Annotated in this window: 26 protein-coding genes; 14 read left to right on the top strand and 12 right to left on the bottom strand. The window is 71.3% G+C overall.

The genetic code is table 11. The features are described 5' to 3' along the window. Nucleotides 1-19 precede the first annotated feature (19 nt). The 3 genes from Tbon_RS07645 to Tbon_RS07630 all read left to right on the top strand — a co-directional run bounded on the left by Tbon_RS07645 (nt 20) and on the right by Tbon_RS07630 (nt 3046). Entirely contained in the window at nt 20-967 is a 948-nt protein-coding gene (locus Tbon_RS07645; protein WP_158067088.1) for an ABC transporter permease, read from the top strand. 21 nt (nt 968-988) lie between these two features. Beyond that, nucleotides 989-1906, top strand: a complete 918-nt coding sequence (locus Tbon_RS07640) for an ABC transporter permease (RefSeq protein WP_158067087.1) — start codon at nt 989-991, stop codon at nt 1904-1906. Between the two features lie 228 nt (nt 1907-2134). After that, complete coding sequence (locus tag Tbon_RS07630; protein WP_158067085.1) at nt 2135-3046, top strand: DsbA family protein; 912 nt, start codon at nt 2135-2137, stop codon at nt 3044-3046. Here the strand turns inward: Tbon_RS07630 and Tbon_RS07620 are convergent. Both Tbon_RS07620 and Tbon_RS13835 read right to left on the bottom strand, forming a co-directional pair. Beyond that, on the bottom strand, nt 3043-4128 hold the full coding sequence (locus Tbon_RS07620; RefSeq protein WP_158067084.1) for an LLM class F420-dependent oxidoreductase: 1086 nt from the start codon (nt 4126-4128) through the stop codon (nt 3043-3045). The genes Tbon_RS07630 and Tbon_RS07620 overlap by 4 nt on opposite strands. Further along, nucleotides 4125-4661 (bottom strand): DinB family protein, encoded by a 537-nt coding sequence (locus tag Tbon_RS13835; RefSeq protein WP_192497830.1) that lies wholly within the window; start codon nt 4659-4661, stop codon nt 4125-4127. Before Tbon_RS13835 ends, Tbon_RS07620 begins: the two co-directional genes overlap by 4 nt. A gap of 82 nt (nt 4662-4743) precedes the next feature. Between Tbon_RS13835 and Tbon_RS13830 the strand changes: the two genes are divergently transcribed. Then, nucleotides 4744-5442: a hypothetical protein gene (locus Tbon_RS13830; protein WP_192497829.1), complete on the top strand. Its 699-nt coding sequence runs from the start codon at nt 4744-4746 to the stop codon at nt 5440-5442. Between the two features lie 21 nt (nt 5443-5463). Here Tbon_RS13830 and tsaD read toward each other — a convergent pair whose 3' ends face one another. Beyond that, a complete protein-coding gene (gene tsaD, locus Tbon_RS07605) occupies nt 5464-6450 on the bottom strand; it encodes a tRNA (adenosine(37)-N6)-threonylcarbamoyltransferase complex transferase subunit TsaD (RefSeq protein ID WP_158067081.1) in 987 nt (328 codons plus the stop codon). Between the two features lie 80 nt (nt 6451-6530). On the opposite strand from tsaD, the gene Tbon_RS07600 reads away from it, so the two are divergent. The 6 genes from Tbon_RS07600 (at nt 6531) to Tbon_RS07575 (ending at nt 10991) form a co-directional block, all read left to right on the top strand. Next, on the top strand, nt 6531-7397 hold the full coding sequence (locus tag Tbon_RS07600) for an alpha/beta hydrolase (RefSeq protein ID WP_158067080.1): 867 nt from the start codon (nt 6531-6533) through the stop codon (nt 7395-7397). Nucleotides 7398-7442: 45 nt separating this feature from the next. Beyond that, nucleotides 7443-8360, top strand: a complete 918-nt coding sequence (locus tag Tbon_RS07595) for a substrate-binding domain-containing protein (protein WP_158067079.1) — start codon at nt 7443-7445, stop codon at nt 8358-8360. A 3-nt stretch (nt 8361-8363) separates the two neighbouring features. Next, a complete protein-coding gene (locus tag Tbon_RS07590; RefSeq protein WP_158067078.1) occupies nt 8364-9056 on the top strand; it encodes an ABC transporter permease in 693 nt (230 codons plus the stop codon). Next, nucleotides 9056-10006 carry an ATP-binding cassette domain-containing protein gene (locus Tbon_RS07585; RefSeq protein WP_158067077.1) on the top strand — a complete coding sequence of 317 codons (951 nt, stop codon included), beginning with the start codon at nt 9056-9058 and terminating at the stop codon, nt 10004-10006. Before Tbon_RS07590 ends, Tbon_RS07585 begins: the two co-directional genes overlap by 1 nt. A 12-nt stretch (nt 10007-10018) precedes the next feature. After that, nucleotides 10019-10591, top strand: coding sequence for a hypothetical protein (locus Tbon_RS07580; RefSeq protein ID WP_158067076.1), 573 nt, complete (start codon nt 10019-10021; stop codon nt 10589-10591). A 142-nt stretch (nt 10592-10733) separates the two neighbouring features. Next, on the top strand, nt 10734-10991 hold the full coding sequence (locus Tbon_RS07575; RefSeq protein WP_158067075.1) for a hypothetical protein: 258 nt from the start codon (nt 10734-10736) through the stop codon (nt 10989-10991). 32 nt (nt 10992-11023) lie between these two features. Here the strand turns inward: Tbon_RS07575 and Tbon_RS07570 are convergent, their stop codons facing one another. From Tbon_RS07570 to Tbon_RS07555, 4 genes are read right to left on the bottom strand one after another with little or no spacing between them, the layout of a single operon-like run. Further along, complete coding sequence (locus Tbon_RS07570; RefSeq protein WP_192497828.1) at nt 11024-11653, bottom strand: histidine phosphatase family protein; 630 nt, start codon at nt 11651-11653, stop codon at nt 11024-11026. 46 nt (nt 11654-11699) lie between these two features. Next, entirely contained in the window at nt 11700-12761 is a 1062-nt protein-coding gene (locus tag Tbon_RS07565; protein ID WP_158067073.1) for a P1 family peptidase, read from the bottom strand. Between the two features lie 2 nt (nt 12762-12763). Further along, nucleotides 12764-13426: a hypothetical protein gene (locus Tbon_RS07560; protein WP_158067072.1), complete on the bottom strand. Its 663-nt coding sequence runs from the start codon at nt 13424-13426 to the stop codon at nt 12764-12766. Between the two features lie 44 nt (nt 13427-13470). Continuing rightward, complete coding sequence (locus tag Tbon_RS07555; RefSeq protein WP_192497827.1) at nt 13471-14793, bottom strand: M20/M25/M40 family metallo-hydrolase; 1323 nt, start codon at nt 14791-14793, stop codon at nt 13471-13473. A 130-nt stretch (nt 14794-14923) separates the two neighbouring features. Here Tbon_RS07555 and Tbon_RS07550 point away from each other — a divergent pair, with 130 nt between their 5' ends. From Tbon_RS07550 to Tbon_RS07540, 3 genes are read left to right on the top strand one after another with little or no spacing between them, the layout of a single operon-like run. Then, entirely contained in the window at nt 14924-15394 is a 471-nt protein-coding gene (locus Tbon_RS07550) for a MarR family winged helix-turn-helix transcriptional regulator (protein ID WP_225734573.1), read from the top strand. Nucleotides 15395-15435: 41 nt separating this feature from the next. Then, entirely contained in the window at nt 15436-15855 is a 420-nt protein-coding gene (locus Tbon_RS07545; RefSeq protein WP_158067070.1) for a hypothetical protein, read from the top strand. Then, nucleotides 15852-16502, top strand: coding sequence for a class I SAM-dependent methyltransferase (locus Tbon_RS07540; protein WP_158067069.1), 651 nt, complete (start codon nt 15852-15854; stop codon nt 16500-16502). The genes Tbon_RS07545 and Tbon_RS07540 overlap by 4 nt, the downstream gene beginning before the upstream one ends. A gap of 3 nt (nt 16503-16505) precedes the next feature. On the opposite strand, the gene Tbon_RS07535 is transcribed toward Tbon_RS07540, so the two are convergent. Further along, a complete protein-coding gene (locus Tbon_RS07535; RefSeq protein WP_158067068.1) occupies nt 16506-17465 on the bottom strand; it encodes a PLP-dependent cysteine synthase family protein in 960 nt (319 codons plus the stop codon). A gap of 67 nt (nt 17466-17532) precedes the next feature. Then, nucleotides 17533-19053: an inositol-3-phosphate synthase gene (locus tag Tbon_RS07530; protein WP_225734572.1), complete on the bottom strand. Its 1521-nt coding sequence runs from the start codon at nt 19051-19053 to the stop codon at nt 17533-17535. 160 nt (nt 19054-19213) lie between these two features. Between Tbon_RS07530 and Tbon_RS07525 the strand changes: the two genes are divergently transcribed. Beyond that, entirely contained in the window at nt 19214-19429 is a 216-nt protein-coding gene (locus tag Tbon_RS07525; RefSeq protein WP_158067067.1) for a YgaP-like transmembrane domain, read from the top strand. A 3-nt stretch (nt 19430-19432) separates the two neighbouring features. On the opposite strand, the gene Tbon_RS07520 is transcribed toward Tbon_RS07525, so the two are convergent. The 3 genes from Tbon_RS07520 to Tbon_RS07510 form a co-directional block, all read right to left on the bottom strand. After that, nucleotides 19433-19714: a hypothetical protein gene (locus Tbon_RS07520; protein WP_158067066.1), complete on the bottom strand. Its 282-nt coding sequence runs from the start codon at nt 19712-19714 to the stop codon at nt 19433-19435. Nucleotides 19715-19783: 69 nt separating this feature from the next. Next, complete coding sequence (locus Tbon_RS07515; protein WP_158067065.1) at nt 19784-21244, bottom strand: SDR family oxidoreductase; 1461 nt, start codon at nt 21242-21244, stop codon at nt 19784-19786. After that, a complete protein-coding gene (locus Tbon_RS07510) occupies nt 21241-21978 on the bottom strand; it encodes an HAD family hydrolase (RefSeq protein ID WP_192497826.1) in 738 nt (245 codons plus the stop codon). The genes Tbon_RS07515 and Tbon_RS07510 overlap by 4 nt, the downstream gene beginning before the upstream one ends. Nucleotides 21979-22019: the final 41 nt, after the last annotated feature.

Below are 22019 nucleotides of genomic sequence, written 5' to 3'. Positions count from 1 at the left end.
GCGATGGGAGAAGCATGCGATGCGGACGTACATCCTGCGGCGGCTGGCGCTCTTTCCGGTGACGTTGCTGGGCGTCTCGATCCTTTCGTTCGCGCTGATCCGGGCGCTGCCGGCCGATGCGGCGACGATCCGGCTCGGCGCTTCGGGGTCGGCCTGCGAAGAGTGCATCGCGGTCGTCAAGAAGGAGCTGGGCCTGGATAAGTCGAAGCCGGAGCAGTACCTGATCTGGCTGGGGAATGCGCTCCGCGGCGACTTCGGACTTTCGACGGCGACGCGCCGGGAGATCACGCCGGAGCTGCGCGACCGGTTCTTCACGACGCTGCAGCTTGGGCTGGTGACCATTTTCTTCACGCTGGCGATTGGGGTGCCGATTGGGGCGCTTTCGGCGGTCCGGGCGCACTCGGTCTCGGATTACACGGCGCGGTTCTTTTCGATCCTGGGGCTCTCGGTGCCGAACTTCTGGCTGGGGACGCTGGTGATCTACCTCCCGGCCTACTGGTGGGGGTGGACGCCGGTGAAGCAGTGGCGCGGGCTGACGGAAGACCCGGTGACGCATGTTGCGCTGCTGCTCCTGCCGGCGCTGGTGCTGGCGATCGGGGCCTCGGCCTACGTGGCGCGGATCGTGCGCTCGAGCATGATTGAGGCGCTCTACGCGGATTACGTGCGGACGGCGCGGGCGAAGGGGCTGAAGGAGCAGAGCGTTGTCTGGGTGCACGTGTTCCGCAACGCGGTGCTGACGCTGCTCACGGTGATCGGCCTGCAGTTCGGGCTCATCCTCGGCGGGTCGATTGTGATTGAGCAGCTGTTCGGCATCCCGGGGATGGGGTCGATGGCGGCGAAGGCGGTGGCCGACCGGGACCACCAGACGATCCAGGCGGTGACGGTGGTGATCGCAGCGTCGTTCCTGACGGTGACGCTGATTGTCGACGTGCTGTACGCGTGGGCCGACCCGCGGCTGCGGGTGTAACGGCGCGGGAGGAAGGCAACGATGGCGACGGAAGCGCAGGCTGGCGTGCTGGCAGTCCCCGGGCAGCGGCGGATCGACTTCGGCCTCGGGAAGGTCCGGCGGTTCGCACGGCGGCAGCCGCTGGGGACGGCCTCGGCGGTCGTGATCGCGGGGCTGGTGCTGATGGCGGTCTTCGCCGATGCGCCGTTCATGCGGACGACGGACCCGAAGGAGTTCGGCTCGGACATTCTCGTCGGGCCGAGCGCAGACCACTGGTTTGGGACGAACCGGAACGGGCAGGACCTGTACTCGCGGGTGGTGTATGGAGCGCGCCCGTCGCTGATGGTGGGCACTGCAACGGTGCTGATCAGCGTGGTCGGCGGGACGGTGCTGGGGCTGCTGGCCGGCTACCTCGGGAGATTCGTGGACACGCTGATCAGCCGGCTGTCGGAGGTGCTGCTCTCGTTCCCGGCGATCCTGTTCGGGCTGGTAGTCGCGACGTGGCTGGGACCGGGGCTGCGGTCGGTCATCATTGCGATCAGCATCATCTTCACGCCGGTGATCATGCGGATCATCCGCGGCGGCGTGCTGGTGGAACGGCAGCGGGTGTATGTCGAGGCGGCGCGGGTCATCGGGTGCTCGGAGGCGCGGGTGATGTTCCGGCACATCCTGCCGAACATCGGGCCGCTGGTGATTGTGGTGGCGAGCACAACGCTGCCGGCGGCGATCCTCGCGGAATCGGCGCTGACGTTCCTGGGCGTTGGGCTGCCGCTGGGCGAGCCGTCGTGGGGGAACGACCTGGGGCCGCAGGCGCGCGCCTACTTCAATACGGCGTGGTGGCTGGCGGTCTTCCCCGGGCTGGCGCTGAGCCTGACGGTGCTCGCCTTCAACCTGCTGGGCGATGCGCTCCGCGACGAGCTCGACCCGCGCCTGCGGGGCAGCGGCCTCGGCGAACGGTGACGGGGAGCAGGGAGCAGGGAGCGGGGAGCCGGGAGCGGGGAGCGGGGAGCCGGGAGCGGGGAGCGGGGAGCCGGGAGCGGGGAGCGGGGAGCAGGGGGCGGGGAGCGAGCGTAAACGGGGCTTCCGTATCCCGTAGCGGGCCGGGTGGTAATCTCGGGGCTGAGCCGGCGGGCAGGCGCTGCCCGTCGGCCGCCGTGTGAGTCTACCTTTTCGAACAGGAAGAGTCCCATGTCGAATCGCCAGGCACGCCGCGAAATGAGCCGGACGCAGGGGACGCGACCACCGCGCGCCCCGCGCGCTTCGACACCGCCGCCGCGCCGGACGGGGGGCGGCGGGAGCGAGATTTTCACGCGGCCGTTCGTGCTGATCGTCGCGGCGGTCATCGTCGTGCTCGGGGCGATCCTCGTGGCGGTGCTGGTCACCTCGGGCGGGGGTTCGAGCGACACGATTGCGAGCCGGCTGAAGGCGAAGGCGAACGACCTGCCGACCGACCTTGCGAACGGGATGAAGCTCGGGAAGGACGATGCGCCGGTGAAGCTGACGGTCTATGCCGATTTCCAGTGCCCGTTCTGCCTGAAGTTCACGGGCGAGCAGGAGATCGACATCATCGAGGAGTTTGTGAAGCCGGGCATCGTGCAGCTCGAGTACCAGAACCTGCCGATCCTCGGGCCGGAGTCGGTGCGGGCCGCCCTGGCAGGCATGTGCGCGGCCGACCAGAACAAGTTCTGGCAGTACCACAACAAGCTGTTCCTCGTGCAGGCGGAGGCCGGCCAGGCCGACGATGAGAAGCTGAACGTCGGGCGGTTCTCGGACGAGAACCTGAAGAAGTACGCGGCCGAGCTGGGGCTGGACACGGCGAAGTTCAACCAGTGTTTCGACAGCTCGCAGCACCTGGACGAGGTCACGCAGCAGCAGCGGACGGCGAGCTCGTTCGGCATCCGGGGGACGCCGGGCTTCCTCGTGAACGGGCAGCCGCTCGGTGCGGGGACTCCGGCCGATATGGACGCGTGGCGGAGCCTCTTCCAGCAGGTGCAGGCGCAGCTGGCGACGGCGACGGCGCAGGCGGGGTCGACCGCGACGCCGGCGGCTTCGCCGACGGGCGCTGCGAGCCCGGCGCCAACGCCGACGAAGGCGCCCTAAGGGGCGGCAGCCTCCGGACCGCGGGATTCGGGAGCGGGTTCGGCGTTGACCTCGCGGACGAGCTCCATGAAGCGGCCGAGGGTTTCGAGCCGCTCGGCGAGGGTGTGCCCGGCGGGGCTGACCTGGAGCGTGGTGACGCCGCCGTCGCGGTAGACGCGGATGCGGTCGCGGACCATTTCGTCGGTTCCGAGGAGGTTCGCCTCGAGGACGAACTCGTCGGGGATGAGGGCGGCGGCTTCATCGCGGCGGCGTTCGAGCCAGAGGGCCTGGACGCGGTCGACGAGGTCGGCGTAGCCCTGGCGGGCGTAGGCATCTTTGTAGAAATTGCGGGTTGGGGAGCCCATGGCCCCGATTTCGAAGGCGAAGCCGGGCTTGCGGGGAGCGACGAGACGTTCGAGGTCGTCGCCGAAGGCGACAACGCCGCCGGCGACCACCTCGAAGCCATCGAGGGAGCGGCCCGCGCGGGCTGCGCCGCGGCGGATGGGCTCGAGGAAGACGCTGGAGTGCCGGGGCATGAAGGAGGAGGCGATCCACCCGTCGGCAAGCTCGCCGGTCATTTCAAGCGCGCGGGGCCCGAGGGTCGCGAGGAAGATGGGCACCGGTGCGGGCGGGGCGCTGGTGCGGAGCGCCCGGCCCTCGCCGCCGGGGAGAGGAAGGGTGTACACGGTTCCGGAGTAGGCGACCCGCTCCCCGGAGCATGCGAGACGGACGATCTCGACGATTTCGCGAAGGCGCTGGAGGGGCTGGCGGAAGGGGATTCCATGCCAGCCTTCGATGACCTGGGGACCGCTGGAGCCGAGACCGAGGATGAACCTGCCCCCGGAGATGGAGCTGAGGGTCAGGGCGGTCATTGCAACGAGCGCGGGCGTGCGGGTGCCGGCCTGCATGATGCCGGTGCCGAGCCGCAGGCGCTCGGTTCGACCGGCGAGGAGCGCGAGCGGCGTCACGGCGTCGAATCCCCAGGCCTCGGAAGTCCAGGCCGAGTCCACTCCCAGGCGTTCGGCTTCGCGGGCGAAGGTGAGCGCTTCGTCCCAGCCGCCGGGGCCGGGGCCGAAGCCGATGGCAACGCGGAGCGCGCTCATGGGGCCGGCTCCGCGAGGGCTGCAGCAATCGCCTGGAGCTGCCGCAGGTGGTCGAGGTCGTGCACCCGCATGAAGAGGAACCATTCTCGCCAGTTGAGCTCGCCGAACACGGGATGGCGGAGCGTACGGTCGAGGTGTTCATCGCCGCGCGCCGCGGCGACGCGGGCGAGCAGGCGTTCGCGGCGCTCGAGGTAGCGGGCATAGCACGAGGGCCCGTCCTGGAGGCTGCTCCCGCCCGGGACGAGGCGATCATCAACGGAGCGGCTCGCGGGCTCGCGGCCATCCAGGATTGCCTCGATTGCGGCGGCGCCGGCTTCGTTCATCTCAAGGATGTGATGCCAGACCTCAGCGGCCGACCACTCGCCGGGCGCCGGGGGCTCGTGGAAGCGGGCCGGGGGAACCGCACGCGCGGCGTCAGCGAGCGGGAGGCAGTCGGCACGCACCTTTTCGACGAGCTGGGGAATCGTGAGCTTCGCGGCCTGGGAGACGAGATAGGAGCGGATGCGCTCGGCTTCGGTTCCGGGGGCGGTCATCGGGACCTCCAAGAGTGAGTTGCACCATGCTACTGACAGGGGGTCCCGGGCGTCAACGGCGCCGGCCGGGTAGGATGGCGCCATGGCGAGGTTCGTGGGCGCTGCGCCCGGGAGCGCACGGATATGGGCGGGGGCGGCTGTGGTGCTGGCAGCGGCGGCGGCGGTGCTCGGCGGGCTGCTGGCCTGGCGCTGGGACGGCAGCGGGGAGGACACGGAGCGGCGGGCCGACGCACCGTGGACAGCCGCAGGCCCCCGGGCGCCGACGCACGAGCACGCGGACTTCGCGCTGGTGATCCGCGGCCAGCGGTTCGATTTCGGGCAGCCGCAGTTCCTGTCGGATGCGGAAGGCAGGGAACTGAGCGAGCACGTGCATATCCACGCGCCGCGCGTCACGGTGGTGCATGTGCATTCGACGCTCGTGACGTGGGATGAGTTCTTCCGGAGCCTCGGGTTCACCCTGACGGACCCATCCTTCCCGGGCGTGACCCCGGACCGGACCTGCCTGCAGCTCCCTTCGGGGGAAAAGCTGTGCAACAGCGGCACCGAACGGTGGTCGTTCATTGCCAACGGCGTGCCAGTCGACGGGCTGGCCACGGTGACCATCGGCGACCTGGACCGGGTGCTGTTCAGCTACGGCCCGGAGACGCCGGAAGAGGCGCTGGCGAAGTACTGGGGGCTGGTGACCGACCAGGCGTGCATCCCGTCGGAGCTGTGCCGCGCCCGCATCCCGGCGGACGAGCCGCCGGAAACCTGCTCAGGCCGGGGCGCCTGCACACGGTAGGCGGGCGCCGGAGGCGGGGTGTCAGACGGCGGCCCAGTCGTTCGTCGTGAAGATGTCGACGTCGGGCGGGGTGCGCTCGCCGAGTTCGAGGCGGAAGCCGGCGACCGCGCCGATCATGGCAGCGTTGTCGGTGCAGAACTTCGGCGGGGGGATACGCACCGGGACCGGCGAGCGGCGGAGGAGTTCTTCGCGGAGGCGCGCATTCGCGGCGACGCCGCCGGCGACGAGGATGTTGCGGGCGCCGAGTTCGCGGGCGAGGCGGGCGGTCTTGCCGGCGAGGACATCGACGACCGACTCCTGGAACTCCCAGGCGATTTCGGGCACGGGGTAGCGGCCTTCGCGGACGGTGTGGAGGACGGCCGTCTTGAGGCCGCTGAAGCTAAAGTCGAAGGTGCCGTGCAGCCAGGCGCGGGGGAGTTCGAGCGAGGAGGGCCCGCCTTCGAGGGCGGCTCGGGCGATGTGGGGGCCGCCGGGGAAGGGCAGCCCGAGAAGACGTCCGGCCTTATCGAACGCCTCGCCGGCGGCGTCGTCGCGGGTGCCGCCGATCCGTTCGTACTGGCCGTGGCCGCGCATGAAGACGAGGTCGGTGTGGCCGCCGGAGACGACCAGGCAGAGGGCAGGGAACTCGGGTTCCGGGCCTTCGACGAGCCAGTTGGCGTAAATATGGCCTTCGAGGTGGTTGATCCCGATAAAGGGGAGGCCGCGGCCGAAGGCGATGGCGCGGGCGGCGTTGTAGCCGACGAGGAGGCTGCCGGCGAGGCCGGGGCCGCGGGTGCCGGCAACGGCGTCGATGTCGTCGAGGGTGCAGTTCGCGGCGGCGAGGGCCTCCTGGATGACGGGGACGATCTTCAGCAGGTGCTGGCGGCTGGCGACCTCGGGGACAACGCCGCCGTATTTGGCGTGCAGATCGACTTGGGAAGAGACGATGGACGACAGGGGCACGCGGCCGTCTTCGACGACGGCGGCAGCGGTCTCGTCGCAGGAGGATTCGATGGCGAGGACTTTCATATCAGGAAAAGCATAGCAGCGGTCCGGCGGCTGACGGGAGCATTGACGGGCCGCGGCGGGCTGCCTAAGGTGTAGGGCTCATGAACGAACGCGAATTCGAGCTGCGGTCGCGGGTCGACGGCTTCCGGCTGGTCGGCACGCGGTGGGAACCTGACGGACCGGCGCGGGCGACGGTGGTCATTGCGCACGGGGCTGCGGAGCACGTCGGGCGCTACCGCCGGTTCGCGACGGCGCTGACATCGGCAGGGTATGCGGTCATGGGCATCGACCACCGCGGACACGGGCGGTCGGCGGGCCCCGGCGGGCTGGGAGATTTCGGGCTCGACGGAGCCGCCGCGTTCGCGGCGATGGCCGCGGATGTCGGGCAGGTGGTGGAGGCGGCGAAGGCGGCCCACCCGGGGCGGCCGGCGGTGCTGTTCGGACACAGCATGGGCGTCGGGATTGCGCAGCGGTGGGCGCCGGAGGGCTCGCGGGAGATTGCGGCGCTGGTGCTCTCGGGGAGTTCGGCCACGGAACCGCCGCGGCCGGGGGAGGCCCCGCCGGTCTTCAACCCGAACGCCGCCTTCGAACCGGCACGGACGCCGTACGACTGGCTGAGCCGCGACCCGGCCGAGGTTGACCGGTACATCGCGGACCCGTGGTGCGGATTCGAGAAGCAGACGGCCAGGCGGGAACGGGTGAACGTGTTCGAACTGCCGCCGGCGGAGGTGCTGGCGCAGATCCGGCCGGACCTGCCGGTGCTGCTGGTGGCGGGGGATGCCGACCCGATCAACCGGGGCCTGGAAGGGTTGCGGCTGCTCGAAGCGCGGTGGCGCGAAGCAGGCGTGAAGCGGATCGACCGGCTGTTCTACCCGGGCGGCCGCCATGAGATGCTGAACGAGATTAACCGCGAGCAGGTGACGGCGGACATCATCGGCTGGCTGGACCGGGTGCTGGGCGCGGCCTGAGCGGCGGTTGAGCCGCAGCCGGCGGACCGATATGCTCCAGCGGACATGTCGAACGAAGGAGCGCGTCGCGTCGTGCGCTGGCGGAGCCGGGCGCGGCTGGCAGCCCGGGGGGTGCTGGGTGCGGCGTTTGCGCTGGCGCTGATCGCGGCGGGCTGCGGGGGCGGCGGGGAGGCCGCCGGGGGGCCGGCGAAGATCGGCGGGAGCATGATCCTGGCGACCACGACGAGCACGCAGGACAGCGGGCTGCTGGACGTGCTCGTGCCGCTATTCGAGACGCAGACCGGGGTGCAGGCGAAGGTGATCGCAGTGGGCTCGGGGGCGGCGCTGGAGATGGCGCGGAAGGGCGACGCGGATGCGGTGCTGAGCCATTCGCCGGCCGCCGAGCAGGAGCTGGTGGAGCGGGGCGACCTGGTCGAGGGGCGGCTCGTCATGCACAACGACTTCGTCCTGGTGGGGCCGAAGGACGACCCGGCGCGGGTCCGCGGGGCGGGCAGCATCGAGGAGGCGATGCGGCGGATCGCGGCTTCCGGCGGGTTCGTTTCGCGGGGGGACAACTCGGGCACGCACGCCACGGAGCTGGCCCTGTGGAAGGCGGCGGGGATCGACCCGGCGGGCGTGCCGCGCCGGGAGGAGACGGGCCAGGGGATGGGGGCGACGCTGAACATTGCCGACCAGCGCAGGGCCTACACGCTGACCGACCGTGCGACGTACCTGGCGCTGCGGGACCGGCTTTCGCTGGCGGTAGTGTTCGAGGGAGCGGCGCCGCTGCTGAACATCTACCACGTGTACGTGGTGAACCCGGGGAAACACCGCGGGGTGAACGCTGCGCAGGCGCGGGCCTGGGCCGAGTTCCTGGTTGCGCCGGAGACGCAGCGGGTCATCGGCGAGTTCGGGAAGGACCGGTTCGGGGAGCCGCTGTTCGTGCCCGATGCCGGCAAATCGGTCGAGGACCTGGGGCGATAGCGCATGGGCGAGTTTTGGGCCGGCCTGGCCGAAGCCGTGCGGCTGATCGTCTCGGGCGACCGCGAGGTGCGGGAGATCGCCCTGCGGACGGTGTACGTCTCCGGGGCGGCGACGGCGCTGGCGATGCTGGCCGGGGTGCCGGCCGGGTACGCGCTGGCGCGGAGCCGGTTTCCCGGGCGGATGCTGGTGCTGGGCGCGGTGAACACCGGCATGGGCATGCCGCCGGTCGTGGTTGGGCTGGTGGTGTGGCTGCTGCTGGTGCGGTCGGGGCCGCTGGGCGGGCTGGAGCTGATCTATACGAAGGAGGCGATGGTCATCGCCCAGTTCCTGATTGCGACGCCGCTGGTCATCGGGTTTACGACGGCGGCGGTGCAGGCGCTGCCGCCGGAGCTGCCGGAGCTTCTGCAGATGCTGGGTGCGGGCCGGCTGCGGCGGCTCTGGCTGCTGGCGCGGGAGGCGCGGCTGGGGCTGCTGGCGGCGGTGATGGCCGGGTTCGGCGGGGTCGTGTCGGAGGTGGGCGCGTCGATGGCCGTGGGCGGGAATCTGCAGGGGCAGACCCGGGTGCTGACAACGGCGATTGTGACCGAGACGAGCCGGGGGAACACCGAGCGGGCGCTCGCGCTGGGGATCATCCTGCTGGCGATGGCGTTTGCGGTGAACCTCGTACTCACGCGCGTGCAGCAGCGGGCCCGCTGATGGAAGTCCGCTTCCGGGAGGTCGAGACGCGGAAACAGGGGCGCACGGTGCTCGAGGTGCCGGAGCTGGCGCTCGGGCGGCGGGCGACGACGGCGGTGCTCGGCCCGAACGGGGCAGGGAAGACGACCCTTCTGCGACTGGCGGCAGGGCTGGAGCGGCCGGCGCGGGGGGAGGTGCTGCTCGACGGCGAGCCGGCGGAGCGGGCCGGGCCGCGGCGGGCGGCGTTCGCCTTTCAGCGGGCCGTCTTCCTGCGGGGGACGGTGCGGGAGAACCTCGACCTTGCGCTGCGGCTGCGCGGGGCAGATGCCGCGGAACGGCGGCGACGGATTGCCCGCGCGGCCGAGCTGTGCGGGGTCGGGCAGCTGCTCGAACGGGACGCGCTCCACCTCTCCGGAGGCGAGGCCCAGCGGGTGAACCTTGCCCGGGCGCTGGCGCTGGAGGCGGACCTCGTGCTGCTCGACGAGCCGCTCAGCGGGCTGGACGGGCCGTCGCGGGAGAGCCTGCTGGCCGACCTGCCGGCGATGCTGGCGGCGTCGCGGGCGACGGTGGTGCTCGTTACGCACGACCGGGACGAGGCGCTGCTGCTGGCGCAGGAGCTGGTGCTGCTGCTCGGCGGCAGGGTCGAAGCGCAGGGGCCGGCGGGGCAGGTCTTCCGCCGGCCGCCGACGCTGGCCGCTGCGGCGTTCCTCGGGTACACCGTCGTCGGGCGACGGGCGATCCGGCCGGGGGCGCTGGCGCTGGGGGGCGGGACGCCGGTCATCCGGTTCACGGTGGAGCGGGTGGTGGACCTCGGAACGCAGCTCGCAGCGGAGGGGCGGGCGGAGGGCCGGGTGGTGCGGGCGGCGGTGCCGCCGGGTGCAGCGCCGCCTGCGCCGGGAGACGAGGCAGCGGCTTCGGCCCCGCCGGATGCGGTGCTCACCTACGGCGACGACGGGCGGCTGGCGGAGTAGGCTGGAGGAGCGATGTGCACGCAGCTGGCGATCGACGGCGAAGAGATCCCGACCTCGCCGGGAAAGCTGATGCCGGTGACGCTGCCGTATGCGGAGCGGAACCCGGTCCGCATCCCGCTTTCGAAGACGGCATTCGCGCGGGAATTCCACCTGTGGCGGATGCACGGGAAGCTGCCGTGCGCGAGCGAAGCGGAGGCGTTCGAGGTCGCAAAGCAGAAGGTGACGACGAAGTATGGCGCGGCGCAGGTGATGTGGTTCCACACGGCGTTCGGCAAGGGGTACATCGCGGGGGTAACGCGGTTCGCCGAGAAGAACCCGGAGTACGACCCCTCGAGGCCGACGAACGAGGAGACGAACCCGTTTTTCCTCTGGTTTGATGCGCCGGCGGGGCTGGTCGTGCCGATCGTCCTGAGCGTGGACACGTACCGGTGGAACCCGAAGAAGCAGGAAGGGCTGCGGGTGGTGGCGAACATCCTGACGCGGGACGCGGGGGTGATCGTGCCGCCGGAGATTCACGGGCGGGAGCCGTATTTCATGCGGGCGGAGGACTGGCTGGCAGACGGTCTGCCGGCGAAACGGGCCTGACATGCGGAAGTGTGAAAATTCGTTGACAGGGGGATCGCGGAACGCGTAGGGTGCGGGCGTATGGATGTACCGAAGGGCATCCACCGACCGTAACGGCGGCGCCGAAAGGTGCCGCCGTTTGTGCTTCTCGAAGGAGGGTGACATGCATTCGAGCCTGATTGGCAAGATCGAGAAGGCGAAGGTCTACGCGCAGGAGCGGCACCGGATGCACGTGGAGAACCTGCAGGTCGCGTTCCACGGCGAGAACAGCGACCACCTCGTGGAGCTGGTGGACGGGAAGTGGCACTGCAACTGCGACTTCTTCGCGCAGTGGTCGGTGTGCAGCCACACGATGGCGCTTGAGCGGATCCTGGAGGGGATGGTGCCGCGGCAGGAGCTTCCGGCGCTGGCCGGGGCCTGAGCCGGCCGGGCAGGGACGCGCGGCCGGGCCCGCTACGGGAGTTCGACGCCTTCGAGATGGGCGGTGTCGTTGAAGGCGGCCAGCGTGACGCGGCCGCTCCGCCCGAAGGTGAGCCGGGTGACCGAGGTGTTGGCCACGGCGAATGCCCAGGTGCGTTCGAGCGGCATGCCGAGCAGCTCGGCGAGGAGCGCGGCGATGGCGTTGCCGTGGGAGACGACGACGAGCCGCCCGCCCTGGTAGCGGTCGACGAGGTCGCGGAGGGCGGCTGCGGTCCGCTCGCGGAGCTGCTGGACCGATTCGCCGCCGGGCGCAGCGTGGCGCCGGCCGGTGAAGAACTCGCGGAGGAGGTCGGCCTGGGTTTTGGCGATGTCGCTGGCGGGCAGGCCCTCCCATTCGCCGTAGTGCATCTCGCGGAGGCGCGGGTCGGGCAGGGGGTCGAGCGGGGCCGGGTGGTGTTCGAGGGCGTGGCGGGCGGTGAGGATGGCCCGGGAGAGGTCGGAGGAGGCGGCGGCATCGAACTGCTGGCCGCGGAGGCGGAGGCCGAGGGCGCGGGCCTGGGCGATGCCGCGCGGGGTGAGGTCGGTCTCGGAGTGGCCGCAGAAGCGGCCTTCGATGTTGCCGTACGTTTCGGCGTGGCGGATGACGAGGACTTCGGTGGGCACGTGACAAGGATAGGGCGCGGCGGGCTTCCGGGCGTGAACGGCGGCCTCAGCCGTCGGCGCCGGGGCGCCAGTCGGCGGCGGCGGGGACGCCCTTGAGGCCCCGGGCGAGCTGGACGCTGCGGAGGACGGCAGTCTCGACGGCGGCGGCAGCGAGCGCGCCGAGGAGCAGGAGGTCATCGGGCGCGGCCGGGGTTTCGCCCATGGAGAGGGCGAAGGCGATGTCGCCGTCGCCGCGGGTGTGGGCGGGGACGACGCAGCGGGCGAAGCCGTCGTGGGCGTGGACGGCGAGGCGCTGGAGTTCGTGCGGTTCGAGGCGGGCGCTGGTTGCGACGCAGATGAGGGTGGTGTTTTCGAGCGTGCCGGCGGGCTCCGGCGGTGCAGGGACGGCCGGCGCGGCACCCGGCTGCTGGAGGAGGGCGTCCATGGCGGCGGTGCGCCGTTCGAGGGCGGCGGGAACGGAGAGGAACTCGCCCGGGGCCTCGCCGCGGGGACCGGCCACGCACTCGCCTGTGGCGGGGTCGAAGACGGCACCGACGGCGTTGGTGACGGCGAGCGCGCCGACGACGAAGCCGCGTGGACCGACGAGGCTGGCGGTGCCCACGCCGCCCTTGAGGGCACGCTCGGGGCCGAGCAGCTTGGCGACGGTGGCGCCGGTGCCTGCACCGACAGAACCTTCGGCGACGGCGCCGCGGCGGGCGCGGACTGCGGCGAGGTAGCCCTCCTGCGGGCCGGGGAAGGCATGCGGGTCGCCGAGGGCGAGGTCGTAAAGGACGGCGGCGGAGACGATGGGGACCTTCCGCTTCGTCGTGGCGACGCCGATGTCGTGCTCGGCGCACCAGCGCATGACGCCTTCGGCCGCGGCGAGACCGAAGGCGCTGCCGCCGGCGAAGACGACGGCGTGGCAGGTGCGGACGAGGTTGGCGAGGCCGAGGACGTCGGTCTCGCGGGTGCCGGGTGCGCCGCCGCGGGCGTCGACGGCAGCTGCGTGGGCGCCGGCGCAGAGGATGACGGTGCAGCCGGTCGCTGCGCGGCGGTCGGTATAGTGGCCGACGCGGATGCCGGGGACGTCGGTGATGGCGTTGCGCGGGCCGTGGCGCCAGGCGCTCATGGTCAGGAAGGCGGCCTCCCTGCGGTGCGGCGGGCGTTGACGTAGGAGAGGAGGAAGCCGCGGGCGATGCCGGCGATATCGGCGGTGAGGTCGGCGAGGGTGGTGGCGCTGGCCTCGTCGGCGCCGAAGGAGGAGGCGACCGGTTCGCCGGAGGCGCTCACCCCGGCGAGCCAGATGGTCTCGGCGACCTTGCGGCGGGCGAGGTCGGGGATGAGGAGCATGGGGTTCCCTTCCTCGGCGGCGGCGACGAGGCCGGTGAGGTCAGAGAGATCGGCCTGGCTGCGGAGGAGGCGGGCCCATTCGAGGGCGTCGTCGCCGAGGTAGAGGTGGCGGACGACCTGCTCGGGGGAGAGGACGGCGACGTCCTGAACGAACTGCTTCCACTCGAGGACGCCGGGGAGCGGTTCGAGGAGGCGGCGGGCGACGGGGTGGGTGCGGTCGGCGAGGGCGCGGTAGACGGCGACGAGACGGCGGCAGGCCTCGGCGAGCTCCTGGGCGATGAGCCCGGCGAGGATGGCGCGGTCGCCGGCTTCGGCGAAGACGAGGCGGGCGAGGGCAGCGTCGGCGGCGGCTTCGGGCTTCTTGAGGGCGGAGCGGGCGTACGCCTCGACGAAATCGAGCTCGGAAAGGCCGCCGGGGTAGGTCGCTGCGGATGGTGCGGTCATGCGCGCATGGTAGGCGATCGCCGACGGCGGCGGGAGCGGCCGGCTCACGCGCCGGGTTCGCGGACGCACATCCGGTGGGTGACCTCCCAGAGGAGGCGGCAGGTGAGGGTGAAGGCCTCGATGCTGACCCGTTCGTTGTGGCCGTGGACGCCGCGGGCGACCTCGGGGGTGGTGAGGCCGGCGGAGAAGCCGTAGGAGATGATGCCGCGGTTGCGGGTTTCGGCGCTGTCGGTGAAGCCGAGGGTCATGCCGGGGACGACGACGGCGTCTTCGGTGAACTCGTGGATGACCTGTTCGATACAGCGGAAGAGCTCGGTGTCGTACGGGCTGGTGTCGGAGGAGCGGACGTGGACCTGTTCGATGCGGACGCGGGGATCGTCGATGACGCGTTCGAGTTCGGACTGGAATTCGGCGGGGTCGACGCCGGGAAGGAGGCGGATATCGAGGGTGGCCTCGGCGCGGGCGGGGATGACGTTGTGCTTGATGCCGGCCCGGGCGGTGGTGGTGCTGATGGTGTTGGTGAGCATGGCGCGGATGCGCGGGTCTTCGGCGGCGCGGGCGGCCAGGCCCTGCGGGGTGGGGTCGCCGCGGTAGATGCCGGCCCGGGCAAGGCGGGCGAAGTACTCTTCGAGGACGGGCGAGACGGTGAGCGGCCGCTCCCACTGCTGGATGCGGGCGAGGGCGCGGACGAGGCGGTCGAGGGCGTTGTCGTCGTGGGGGACGGAGCCGTGGCCGGGCATGCCTTCGGCGACGAGCCGGAGCCAGAGGGGGCCTTTTTCGGCGACGGCGATGCTGTAGACGGGCCGTTCGACGCCGAACAGCTCGGTGGTGGCGGCGCCGCCTTCGTTGATGATGTACTCGGCGTCCATCGTCTCGGGGTGTTCGCGCAGGATGAAGCGCATGCCGTACTCGCTGCCGGCTTCTTCGTCGGCCTGGGCGAAGAAAACGACATCGCGGGCGAGGGGGAGGCCGAGCCGGCGGAGGGTGAGGAAGGTCATGAGCTGGGCGATGCCGAGGCCCTTCATATCGAGGGCGCCGCGGCCCCAGATGTAGCCGTCGCGGATGGCGCCGCCGAAGGGGTCGTCGTCCCAGAATTCGCGCTCGACGGGGACGACGTCGGTGTGGTTGAGGAGCATGAAGGGCCGCTTCGAGCCGTCGCCGGGGAGGACGGCACGGAGGGAGACGCGGTCGTTGCCGGCGTCATAGAGCTCGAAGGGGATGCCTTCGCGGCGGAGGATGTCGCCGAGGAAGTCGCAGGCGAGCCGTTCGTTGCCGGGCGGGTTGGAGGTATCGACCCGGATGAAGCGGCAGAGGAGGTCGACAGCTTCGTCGGCGAAGGCGGACCAGTCGATGGCGTGTGACGGCATGGGCGGATGGTAGAGGATACGGCGGCGCGCGTGGAGCGGGGCAGCCGCGGCGGAGGGCGGGGAGGGCTGACGCCGATGTGAGCAGAATTGTTGCTGCATTTAGCGGCAGAACCGATGATGCGCGGGAACGATGGCTGACCTCCGGATGCGGGCGTGGCGGGCCTTCCTCGAGGCGCACGCCCGGGTGACCACGCTGCTGGAAGATGACCTCCGCCGGGAGCGCGGGCTGCCGCTGGCGTGGTACGACGTGCTGGTCCAGCTCGAAGAGGCGGAAGGCCACCGGCTGCGGATGACGGAGCTCGCGCGGCGGGTGTTGATCAGCAAGAGCGGGCTGACGCGGCTGGTGGACCGGATGGTCGCGGAGGGGCTGGTGCACCGCTGCCTCGACGACACGGACCGGCGCGGCCGGTGGGTGGAGCTGACGCCGGCAGGCTTCGAGCGGCTGCGCGACGCGGCTCCGCGGCACCTGCGCGGGGTGCGGCAGTACTTCACGAGCGAGCTGGACGAGGCAGCCGCAGCGACGCTGGCGGAGGTGCTGGGGCGGATCGCGGCGAAGGCGGAGCGGGAGCTGACCGCGCGGGAGCGGCAGCGGAGCCGTTGACGCATCGCCCGTTGGGCCGCCGGGCCGTACCCTCGGAGCGGATGCGGCTGACGATCGAAGCGGAGGGTGCGCCGGCGCCGTTCGTACCGCCGGGCGAGGGGGCCGCGCTCGTCGCGTTCATCTCGTTCGCGGCGATGCGCGGGTTCGGGGCGGTGCACCCGCTGATTGTGCTCGCCGAGCAGCTGCAGGACCGCGGGGTGCGCATGGGCCCGTTGACAACGTTCTACGACGAAGTGGCCGAAGACGCGGAGGACCGCGAGAAGCTCGAGCTGGCGTGGCAGGACCGCGAGGGCCTTGCCGAAGCGCTCGAGGCGCTGGCGGGCGCGCTGGAGGCGGACCCCGGCGCGGCGGCGGTGGCGCGGCGGGGCGGGGCCGAGGGACTCGCCGGGCAGGCGCGGGCGGCGGCCAGCTTTTTGCGAAGTGCGCCCGGGAGGCGGGCGCGGATGGTGTACCGGCTATGATGCGGCGGCGCCGGGCGGTGATTGCTGCGCGGGAGCGCTGGCTGACGGGGCGCTGGCGGCTGCTGGCGCGGGCGGCAGGGTCGCAGGCGGGGCAGGCGCTGCTGACGCCGCGGGCCGGGCGGGTGATTGAGCTGCTCGACCTCGGGCCCGGGAAGCGGTACCTCGATATCGGCTGCGGGACGGCGGCTTACGCCCACCTGCTCGGCGACCGGGCGGGCTGCGAGGAGCCGCCGGTCTGCCTCGATATCGCGCACGGGCCGGGTCCGGTGGATGTGATCGGCTGGCCGGAGCGGCTGCCGTTCGGCGATGCGGCGTTCGACTGCATTTCGAGCTTCTACTTCATCCGGCGGTTCGATGACGATGTGGTCCACGCCTTCGCCCGGGAGCTGGCGCGGGTGCTGGCGCCGGGCGGCCGGGCGCTGGTCATGGAAATTGCGCCGGTGGTGAATCCGCTGCTGAACCGGCTGCACGCGAAGCTCGTCTCCGGCGGATGCCCGGCGGTGGACCTGCGCGGGTGGGGCAGGCTGGCGGCGACCTTCAGCGAGGCGGGGTACGACGCGATCGACCTGGTGAACGCCGGGCCGTTTCTGCTGCCGCCGGTGCCGCGGGTGGGGATTCTGCTGCGGAAGGCGCCGGCGGAGGGCTGAGCGCTACCACCAGAGGATGTCGTCGAGGGGGTCGTCGTCGGGGCCGTTCGGCGCGGGCTCGCCGTCGGCGGCCCAGAGGTCGGTGCCGAGGTATTTCCAGCCGCCGTCGGCGAAGATGACGAGGATGTTGCCGCGGCTGAGGCGGGAGGCAGCGCGCATGGCGGCATGGAGGACGGCACCGCTGGAGATACCGCCGAACAGGCCTTCGGCGAGCATGGCGCGGCGGGCGTGGGAGAAGGCGTGGCGGTTGCCGACAAGGATGCGGCCATCGAGCACGGATTCATCGAGGATGGGCGGGATGAAGCCGTCGTCGAGGGACTTGAGGCCCTGGACATGGACCCCGAGGCGGGGTTCGACGCCGAGGACCTGACAGGCGGGGTTCGCCTCCTTGAGGCGGCGGCCGACACCGGTGATGGTGCCGCCGGTGCCGATGCCGGCGACGAAGACATCGACGCCGCCGACGGCGGCCATATCGGCGAGGATTTCGCCGGCGGTCCACTCTTCGTGGGCGCGGACGTTTTCGTCGCTGTCGAACTGGCCGAAGTAGTGGGCGCCGGTCTCGGCGGCGATGGTGCGGGCGGCTTCGCGGGCGGATTTGATGCCGGCCTGGCGGGGGACACGGCGGACGCGGGCGCCGTAGACGGCGAGGAGCTGCTCGATTTCGGGGTAGACGGATTCGGGGACGCAGACCTCAACGGGGTGGCCGAGGAGCCGGCCCCAGAGGGCGAGGGCGACGCCGGTGTTGCCGGTCGAGGCTTCGATGATCGGCTGGCCGGGGGCGAGGGCGCCGCTGGCGCGGGCGGCTTCGAGGATGCGGATGACGATTCGGTCCTTGATGGAGCCGGTCGGGTTCTGGCCTTCGAGCTTGGCGAAGAGGCGGACGCCCGGGCGGGGCGAGAGGGAGCGGAGTTCGACGACGGGGGTGTTGCCGGCGAGCTCGCGGATGGAGGCGTAGCGGGGCATCGATTCGATTATGACGCGAACGGCCCCGGCGTGTGCCGGGGCCGCGTCTGCGCTGCGCGGGGGAGGGCTACTCCTCCTCGTAGTACTCGATGCCGAGGTGGGTGATCTGCTCCTCGCCCATGAGCCAGCGGAGCGTGTTCTTCAGCTTGGTCTGCTGGATGAAGAGGTCGTGCTCCGGGTAGACGGTGGGCGCATGCTGGGGGCTCTTGAAGTAGAAGCTGAGCCACTCCTGGATGCCCTTCATGCCGGCGCGCTGGGCGAGGTCGAAGAAGAGGGCGAGGTCGAGGACGAGGGGCGCCGCGAGGATGGAGTCGCGGCAGAGGAAGTCGATCTTGATCTGCATCGGGTAGCCGAGCCACCCGAAGATATCGATGTTGTCCCAGCCCTCTTTGTTATCGCCGCGGGGCGGGTAGTAGTTGATGCGGACCTTGTGGTAGATGTTGCCGTAGAGCTGGGGGTAGAGGTCGGGCTGGAGGATGTACTCGAGGACGCCGAGCTTGGATTCCTCCTTGGTTTTGAAGCTCTCGGGGTCGTCGAGGACTTCGCCGTCGCGGTTGCCGAGGATGTTGGTGGAGTACCAGCCGGCGACGCCGAGCATGCGTGCCTTGAGCATGGGCGCGATGACGGTCTTGACGAGCGTCTGGCCGGTCTTGAAGTCCTTGCCGCCGATGGGGACGCCGCGGTCGTTGGCGAGCTTGACCAGCGCGGGGATATCGACGGTGAGGTTGGGGGCGCCGTTGGCGAAGGGGACGCCCTCCATGAGGGCGGCGTAGGCGTAGAGCATAGAGGGGGCGATGGCGTCGGAGCTGGCCTCGAGGGCGGCTTCGAAGTTTTCGAGGTTTTCGTGCTCGGCCGAGGGCTCCATGAAGACCTCGGTGGAGGCGCACCAGATCATGACGAGGCGGTCGCAGCCGTTGCGGGCCTTGAAGTCGCGGATGTCCTGGCGGATCGCTTCGGCGAGCTCCATCTTGGAGCGGCCGGACTTCACGTTGGTGCCGTGGAGGCGCTTGACGTAGCGCTGGTCGAAGGCGGCGGGCATCGGTTCGATGCCGCGGAGGAAGTCGGCGATGGGGTCGAGGTGCTCGTGGCGGTCGAGGACGCCGGCCTTGAGGGCGGCCTCGTAGGCGTTATCGGGGATGGGGTCCCAGGCGCCGAAGACGAGGTCGTCGAGGCTGGCGAGGGGGACGAACTCCTTGATGAGGGGCGAGCGCTTTTCGGTGCGCTTGCCGAGGCGGATGGTGCCCATCTGGGTAAGGGAGCCGACGGGCACGGCGCCGCGGGAGCGAATGTTCTCGACGCCGGCGATGAAGGTGGTAGCGACGGCGCCGAGGCCGACGAGGAGGACGCCGAGGCGGCCGGTTGGGGGCTCGATGGGACGGGGCTGGGGCTGAACGAAATCTTTGGGTTCCAGGATGACACCTCGTTGGCGGGCGAGGGAGATGAGGACGCCGTGCCATTGGGCAGGGATGCGTCCGGTTTTCGCCCAGTGTTGGACGGTGCTCTGGCGCCTGCCGAGGAGGGCGGCGAGGGCGCTCTGGCCGCCGAAGCGCCGGATGATGCGTTCGGCGGGGTTGAGCCGGTCGTCCACTCTGCAAGCCTAACGAAAATTTCGTTAGCCGTCGAGGGGACCGGTGGGGCCGCATCCGGGGGCCCAACGGCCGCTGGACAGGGTCATCAGCAACGGAGCAAGCTTCGTATGGATGGTAAGCAGCCGGCGCTCAGCGAGGCGCCGGGCAGGAGGTACAGCGATGGGACTGGCGAAGTTCATGGCATCGACGGCGGGGCGGCTGCTGCGGGTGGTGCTCGGGATCGTCCTGGTTATCGTCGGCGTTGTGGTCGGCGGGCCGGCCGGCTGGGTGATCGCGATCATCGGGCTGGTGCCGATTGCGGCCGGGGCAGCGAACGTCTGCCTGATCGGGCCGGTGCTGGGGGCGCCGTTCAAGGGGTCAGCGCTGCGGCGGTAGGCGTCAGCGGTCGTTCATCTGTTCGAGGGCGGCCGAGTACTCGCCCGTCATGCCGGCGAGTGCTGCCAGCAGGTAGCCGAGGAGGATGAACGGCAGGCGGAGCAGCGAGACGCCGATCGCGACCGGCAGCGGGCCGAAGATGAACCAGAGCGCGGTCCAGAGCACGTAGCCGCTGAGGAAGAGGTAGACGAGGATGCCGCCCCAGGCGGCGAGGTAGATGAGGGTGCTGGCGAGTTCGGCGAGGCCGGCGATGATGATGGCAAGTCCGTAGAGTGCCTGGCGCACGTGTGCACCTCCGCTGCGTGCCGGGCCGGGGCCCGGCGGTCCTTGCGCGGAAGGTACCGAGCCGGTGCGTCAGGCGATGTCGCGGGCGGGAGCGGCTGCGGCTGCGGCGGCGCGGCGCTCGGCGGCGCGGGCCATCGCGCGGGGCATGCGGCGGAAGATGAAGTAGTGGGCGGGCGCGAGGGCGTACCAGTAGAGCAGTCCCCAGACGCCGTTGGGGTGGAAGCGGGCCGTGGTGACCAGCTCTGAGCGGCCGGGGCCCTTTTCGCGCACTTCGAACTCGAGGACGGCGGCGCCGGGCAGGCGCATCTCGGCGAGGAGCGTGAGGCGCCGGCCGGGCTCGAGGGCGACGACGCGCCAGAAGTCGAGGGTATCGCCGACACGGAGGTCGGTCGGATGGCGGCGGCCGCGGCGGAGGCCGACACCGCCGACGAGGCGGTCGAGCAGGCCGCGGAGCCACCAGAGGGTATCGGCGTAGTAGTAGCCTGTGCGGCCGCCGATGCCCCGCACCACCTCCCAGAGGAGTTCGGCAGGGGCATCGACCGGGACGGTCGTGGTTTCGCCCCTGGAGTAGAAGGAGGTATCGGGGTTGTAGCCGCGGTAGGCGAGGGCGCCCTCGGCCCAGCGGGCGGGCAGGGGCTCCTGCCGCTCCCGCTCGAGCGCGGCGCGCACGGCCTCCTCGTAGGTGTGGAGCGGGATGGGCAGGACGGCGCGGATGGCGGAGTCGTCGGGAAGGAGGTCGGTCTGGAGGCCTTCGACGAGGGGGCGGGCGACGTTGAACGGGACGCTCGTGACGAGGGCGAGCCAGAGGGAGGAGAGGCGCGGGGTCAGGAAGGGCACGTCGATGGCGCGGAAGGGCCGGCCGACGACGCGGGCGTAGCCGGCCATCAGGTCGCGGAAGGTGAGGACCTCGGGGCCGGCGACGTCGTAGACCTGCCCGGCGGTTTCGGGGTGCTCGAGGACCCCGACGAGGTAGGCGAGGAGGTCATCGAGGGCGATCGGCCGGGTGCGGTTGCGGACCCAGCGGGGGGTGATCATGACCGGCAGGTGGTTGACGAGGTCGCGGATGACTTCGAAGCCGGCGGAGCCGGGACCGACGATCAGCCCGGCGCGGAGTTCGGTGACCGGGACGGGCCCCGCGCGGAGGGTTTCGCCGGTGGCGAGGCGGGAGGCGAGGTGCTCGGAGATGGGACCCTGCGGCCGGGGGCCGCCGAGGTAGATGATCCGCTTGACGCCGGCCGCGGCTGCGGCATCGCGGAAGTTGCGGGCGGCTTCGTGGTCGAGGCGGGCGAAGCCGCGTCCGGCGCCCATGGAGTGGACGAGGTAGTAGGCGGCATCGACGCCGGCGAGGGCGGCGGGGAGGGTGTCGGGGCGGAGGGCATCGGCGGCGACGGTTTCGATGCCGGCCCAGGGGCGCGCCTGGAGCACCTCGAGGCGGCGGGCCGCGGCGCGGACGCGGTGGCCGCGTTCGGCGAGGAGCGGGACGAGGTGGCTGCCGATGTAGCCGGTGGCGCCGAAGACGAGGACGTTCACGGGTTCGCGGGGGCGGCAGGCTCGAGGTCGAGGGCTGCCCGGAGCTCGGCAAGGTGGGCGATGACGCGGTCGGGGATGGCCGGGGCGTCGTCGGTCAGCTCGAGGCGGTCACGATGGATCCAGGTGGCGTGGAGGCCGGCGCGGCGGGCGCCGCCGATATCGGCGTAGAGGTTATCGCCGACGTGCCAGGCTTCAGCGGGGCGGGCGCCGACCTGCTCGAGGGCGTGTTCGAAGACGCGCGGGTGGGGCTTGCCGTGGCCGAATTCGCCCTCGATGACGATGACGTCGAAGTGCTCGGCGATGGGGAAGCGGCTGAGCTTCCAGCGCTGCATCTCGGCGGGGCCGTTGGTGAGGAGGCCGAGGCGGAAGCCGGCCTCCCGGAGGCGGGAGAGGGTTTCGAGGCTGTCGTCGAAGAGGCGCATGCGGGCGGCCTGCTCATCCCAGTAGCGGTCGGCGATGCGCGGCGCGGCGGCGGGGTCGAGCTGGAGGCGCAGGAGGGCGAGGGCGACGTTGTGGCGGCGGGCGTCGTGGAGGCGGGTGCGCCAGTGTTCGACGGCGGCTTCGTCTTTCCAGAAGCTGATGAGCTGTTCGCGGATGGCGGATTCGAGGCGGGCCGGTTCGATGCCGAGTTCGGGTGCGAAGGCGGCGCAGGTGCTGCGCCAGGCTTCCTGCACGCCGCCGGAGGTATCGAGCAGCGTATCGTCGAGGTCGAAGAAGATGGCGCGCGGGGTCACGATCCCATCGTAGGCGGCCCGGGCGAGGGGTGTCGATGCGC

Source organism: Tepidiforma bonchosmolovskayae (assembly GCF_008838325.1).
In the GTDB taxonomy this organism is placed as follows: domain Bacteria; phylum Chloroflexota; class Dehalococcoidia; order Tepidiformales; family Tepidiformaceae; genus Tepidiforma; species Tepidiforma bonchosmolovskayae.
The sequence above is the reverse complement of the archived record's forward strand: the minus strand, read 5'-3'. Positions and strand labels throughout refer to the sequence as shown.

Bases quoted from the DNA above. Each gene is read 5' to 3' on its own strand.
- Tbon_RS07590 (WP_158067078.1), top strand. From the start codon at position 8,364: ATGGGCGAGTTTTGGGCCGGCCTGGCCGAAGCCGTGCGGCTGATCGTC.
- Tbon_RS07645 (WP_158067088.1), top strand. From the start codon at position 20: ATGCGGACGTACATCCTGCGGCGGCTGGCGCTCTTTCCGGTGACGTTG.
- Tbon_RS07535 (WP_158067068.1), bottom strand. From the start codon at position 17,465: ATGCCCCGCTACGCCTCCATCCGCGAGCTCGCCGGCAACACCCCCGTC.
- Tbon_RS07580 (WP_158067076.1), top strand. From the start codon at position 10,019: ATGTGCACGCAGCTGGCGATCGACGGCGAAGAGATCCCGACCTCGCCG.
- Tbon_RS07540 (WP_158067069.1), top strand. From the start codon at position 15,852: ATGATGCGGCGGCGCCGGGCGGTGATTGCTGCGCGGGAGCGCTGGCTG.
- Tbon_RS07565 (WP_158067073.1), bottom strand. From the start codon at position 12,761: ATGAGCGCCTGGCGCCACGGCCCGCGCAACGCCATCACCGACGTCCCC.
- Tbon_RS07595 (WP_158067079.1), top strand. From the start codon at position 7,443: ATGTCGAACGAAGGAGCGCGTCGCGTCGTGCGCTGGCGGAGCCGGGCG.
- Tbon_RS07550 (WP_225734573.1), top strand. From the start codon at position 14,924: ATGGCTGACCTCCGGATGCGGGCGTGGCGGGCCTTCCTCGAGGCGCAC.
- Tbon_RS07620 (WP_158067084.1), bottom strand. From the start codon at position 4,128: ATGAGCGCGCTCCGCGTTGCCATCGGCTTCGGCCCCGGCCCCGGCGGC.
- Tbon_RS07575 (WP_158067075.1), top strand. From the start codon at position 10,734: ATGCATTCGAGCCTGATTGGCAAGATCGAGAAGGCGAAGGTCTACGCG.
- Tbon_RS07545 (WP_158067070.1), top strand. From the start codon at position 15,436: ATGCGGCTGACGATCGAAGCGGAGGGTGCGCCGGCGCCGTTCGTACCG.
- Tbon_RS07600 (WP_158067080.1), top strand. From the start codon at position 6,531: ATGAACGAACGCGAATTCGAGCTGCGGTCGCGGGTCGACGGCTTCCGG.
- Tbon_RS07640 (WP_158067087.1), top strand. From the start codon at position 989: ATGGCGACGGAAGCGCAGGCTGGCGTGCTGGCAGTCCCCGGGCAGCGG.
- Tbon_RS07525 (WP_158067067.1), top strand. From the start codon at position 19,214: ATGGGACTGGCGAAGTTCATGGCATCGACGGCGGGGCGGCTGCTGCGG.
- tsaD (WP_158067081.1), bottom strand. From the start codon at position 6,450: ATGAAAGTCCTCGCCATCGAATCCTCCTGCGACGAGACCGCTGCCGCC.
- Tbon_RS07560 (WP_158067072.1), bottom strand. From the start codon at position 13,426: ATGACCGCACCATCCGCAGCGACCTACCCCGGCGGCCTTTCCGAGCTC.
- Tbon_RS13835 (WP_192497830.1), bottom strand. From the start codon at position 4,661: ATGACCGCCCCCGGAACCGAAGCCGAGCGCATCCGCTCCTATCTCGTC.
- Tbon_RS07555 (WP_192497827.1), bottom strand. From the start codon at position 14,793: ATGCCGTCACACGCCATCGACTGGTCCGCCTTCGCCGACGAAGCTGTC.
- Tbon_RS13830 (WP_192497829.1), top strand. From the start codon at position 4,744: ATGGCGAGGTTCGTGGGCGCTGCGCCCGGGAGCGCACGGATATGGGCG.
- Tbon_RS07585 (WP_158067077.1), top strand. From the start codon at position 9,056: ATGGAAGTCCGCTTCCGGGAGGTCGAGACGCGGAAACAGGGGCGCACG.
- Tbon_RS07630 (WP_158067085.1), top strand. From the start codon at position 2,135: ATGTCGAATCGCCAGGCACGCCGCGAAATGAGCCGGACGCAGGGGACG.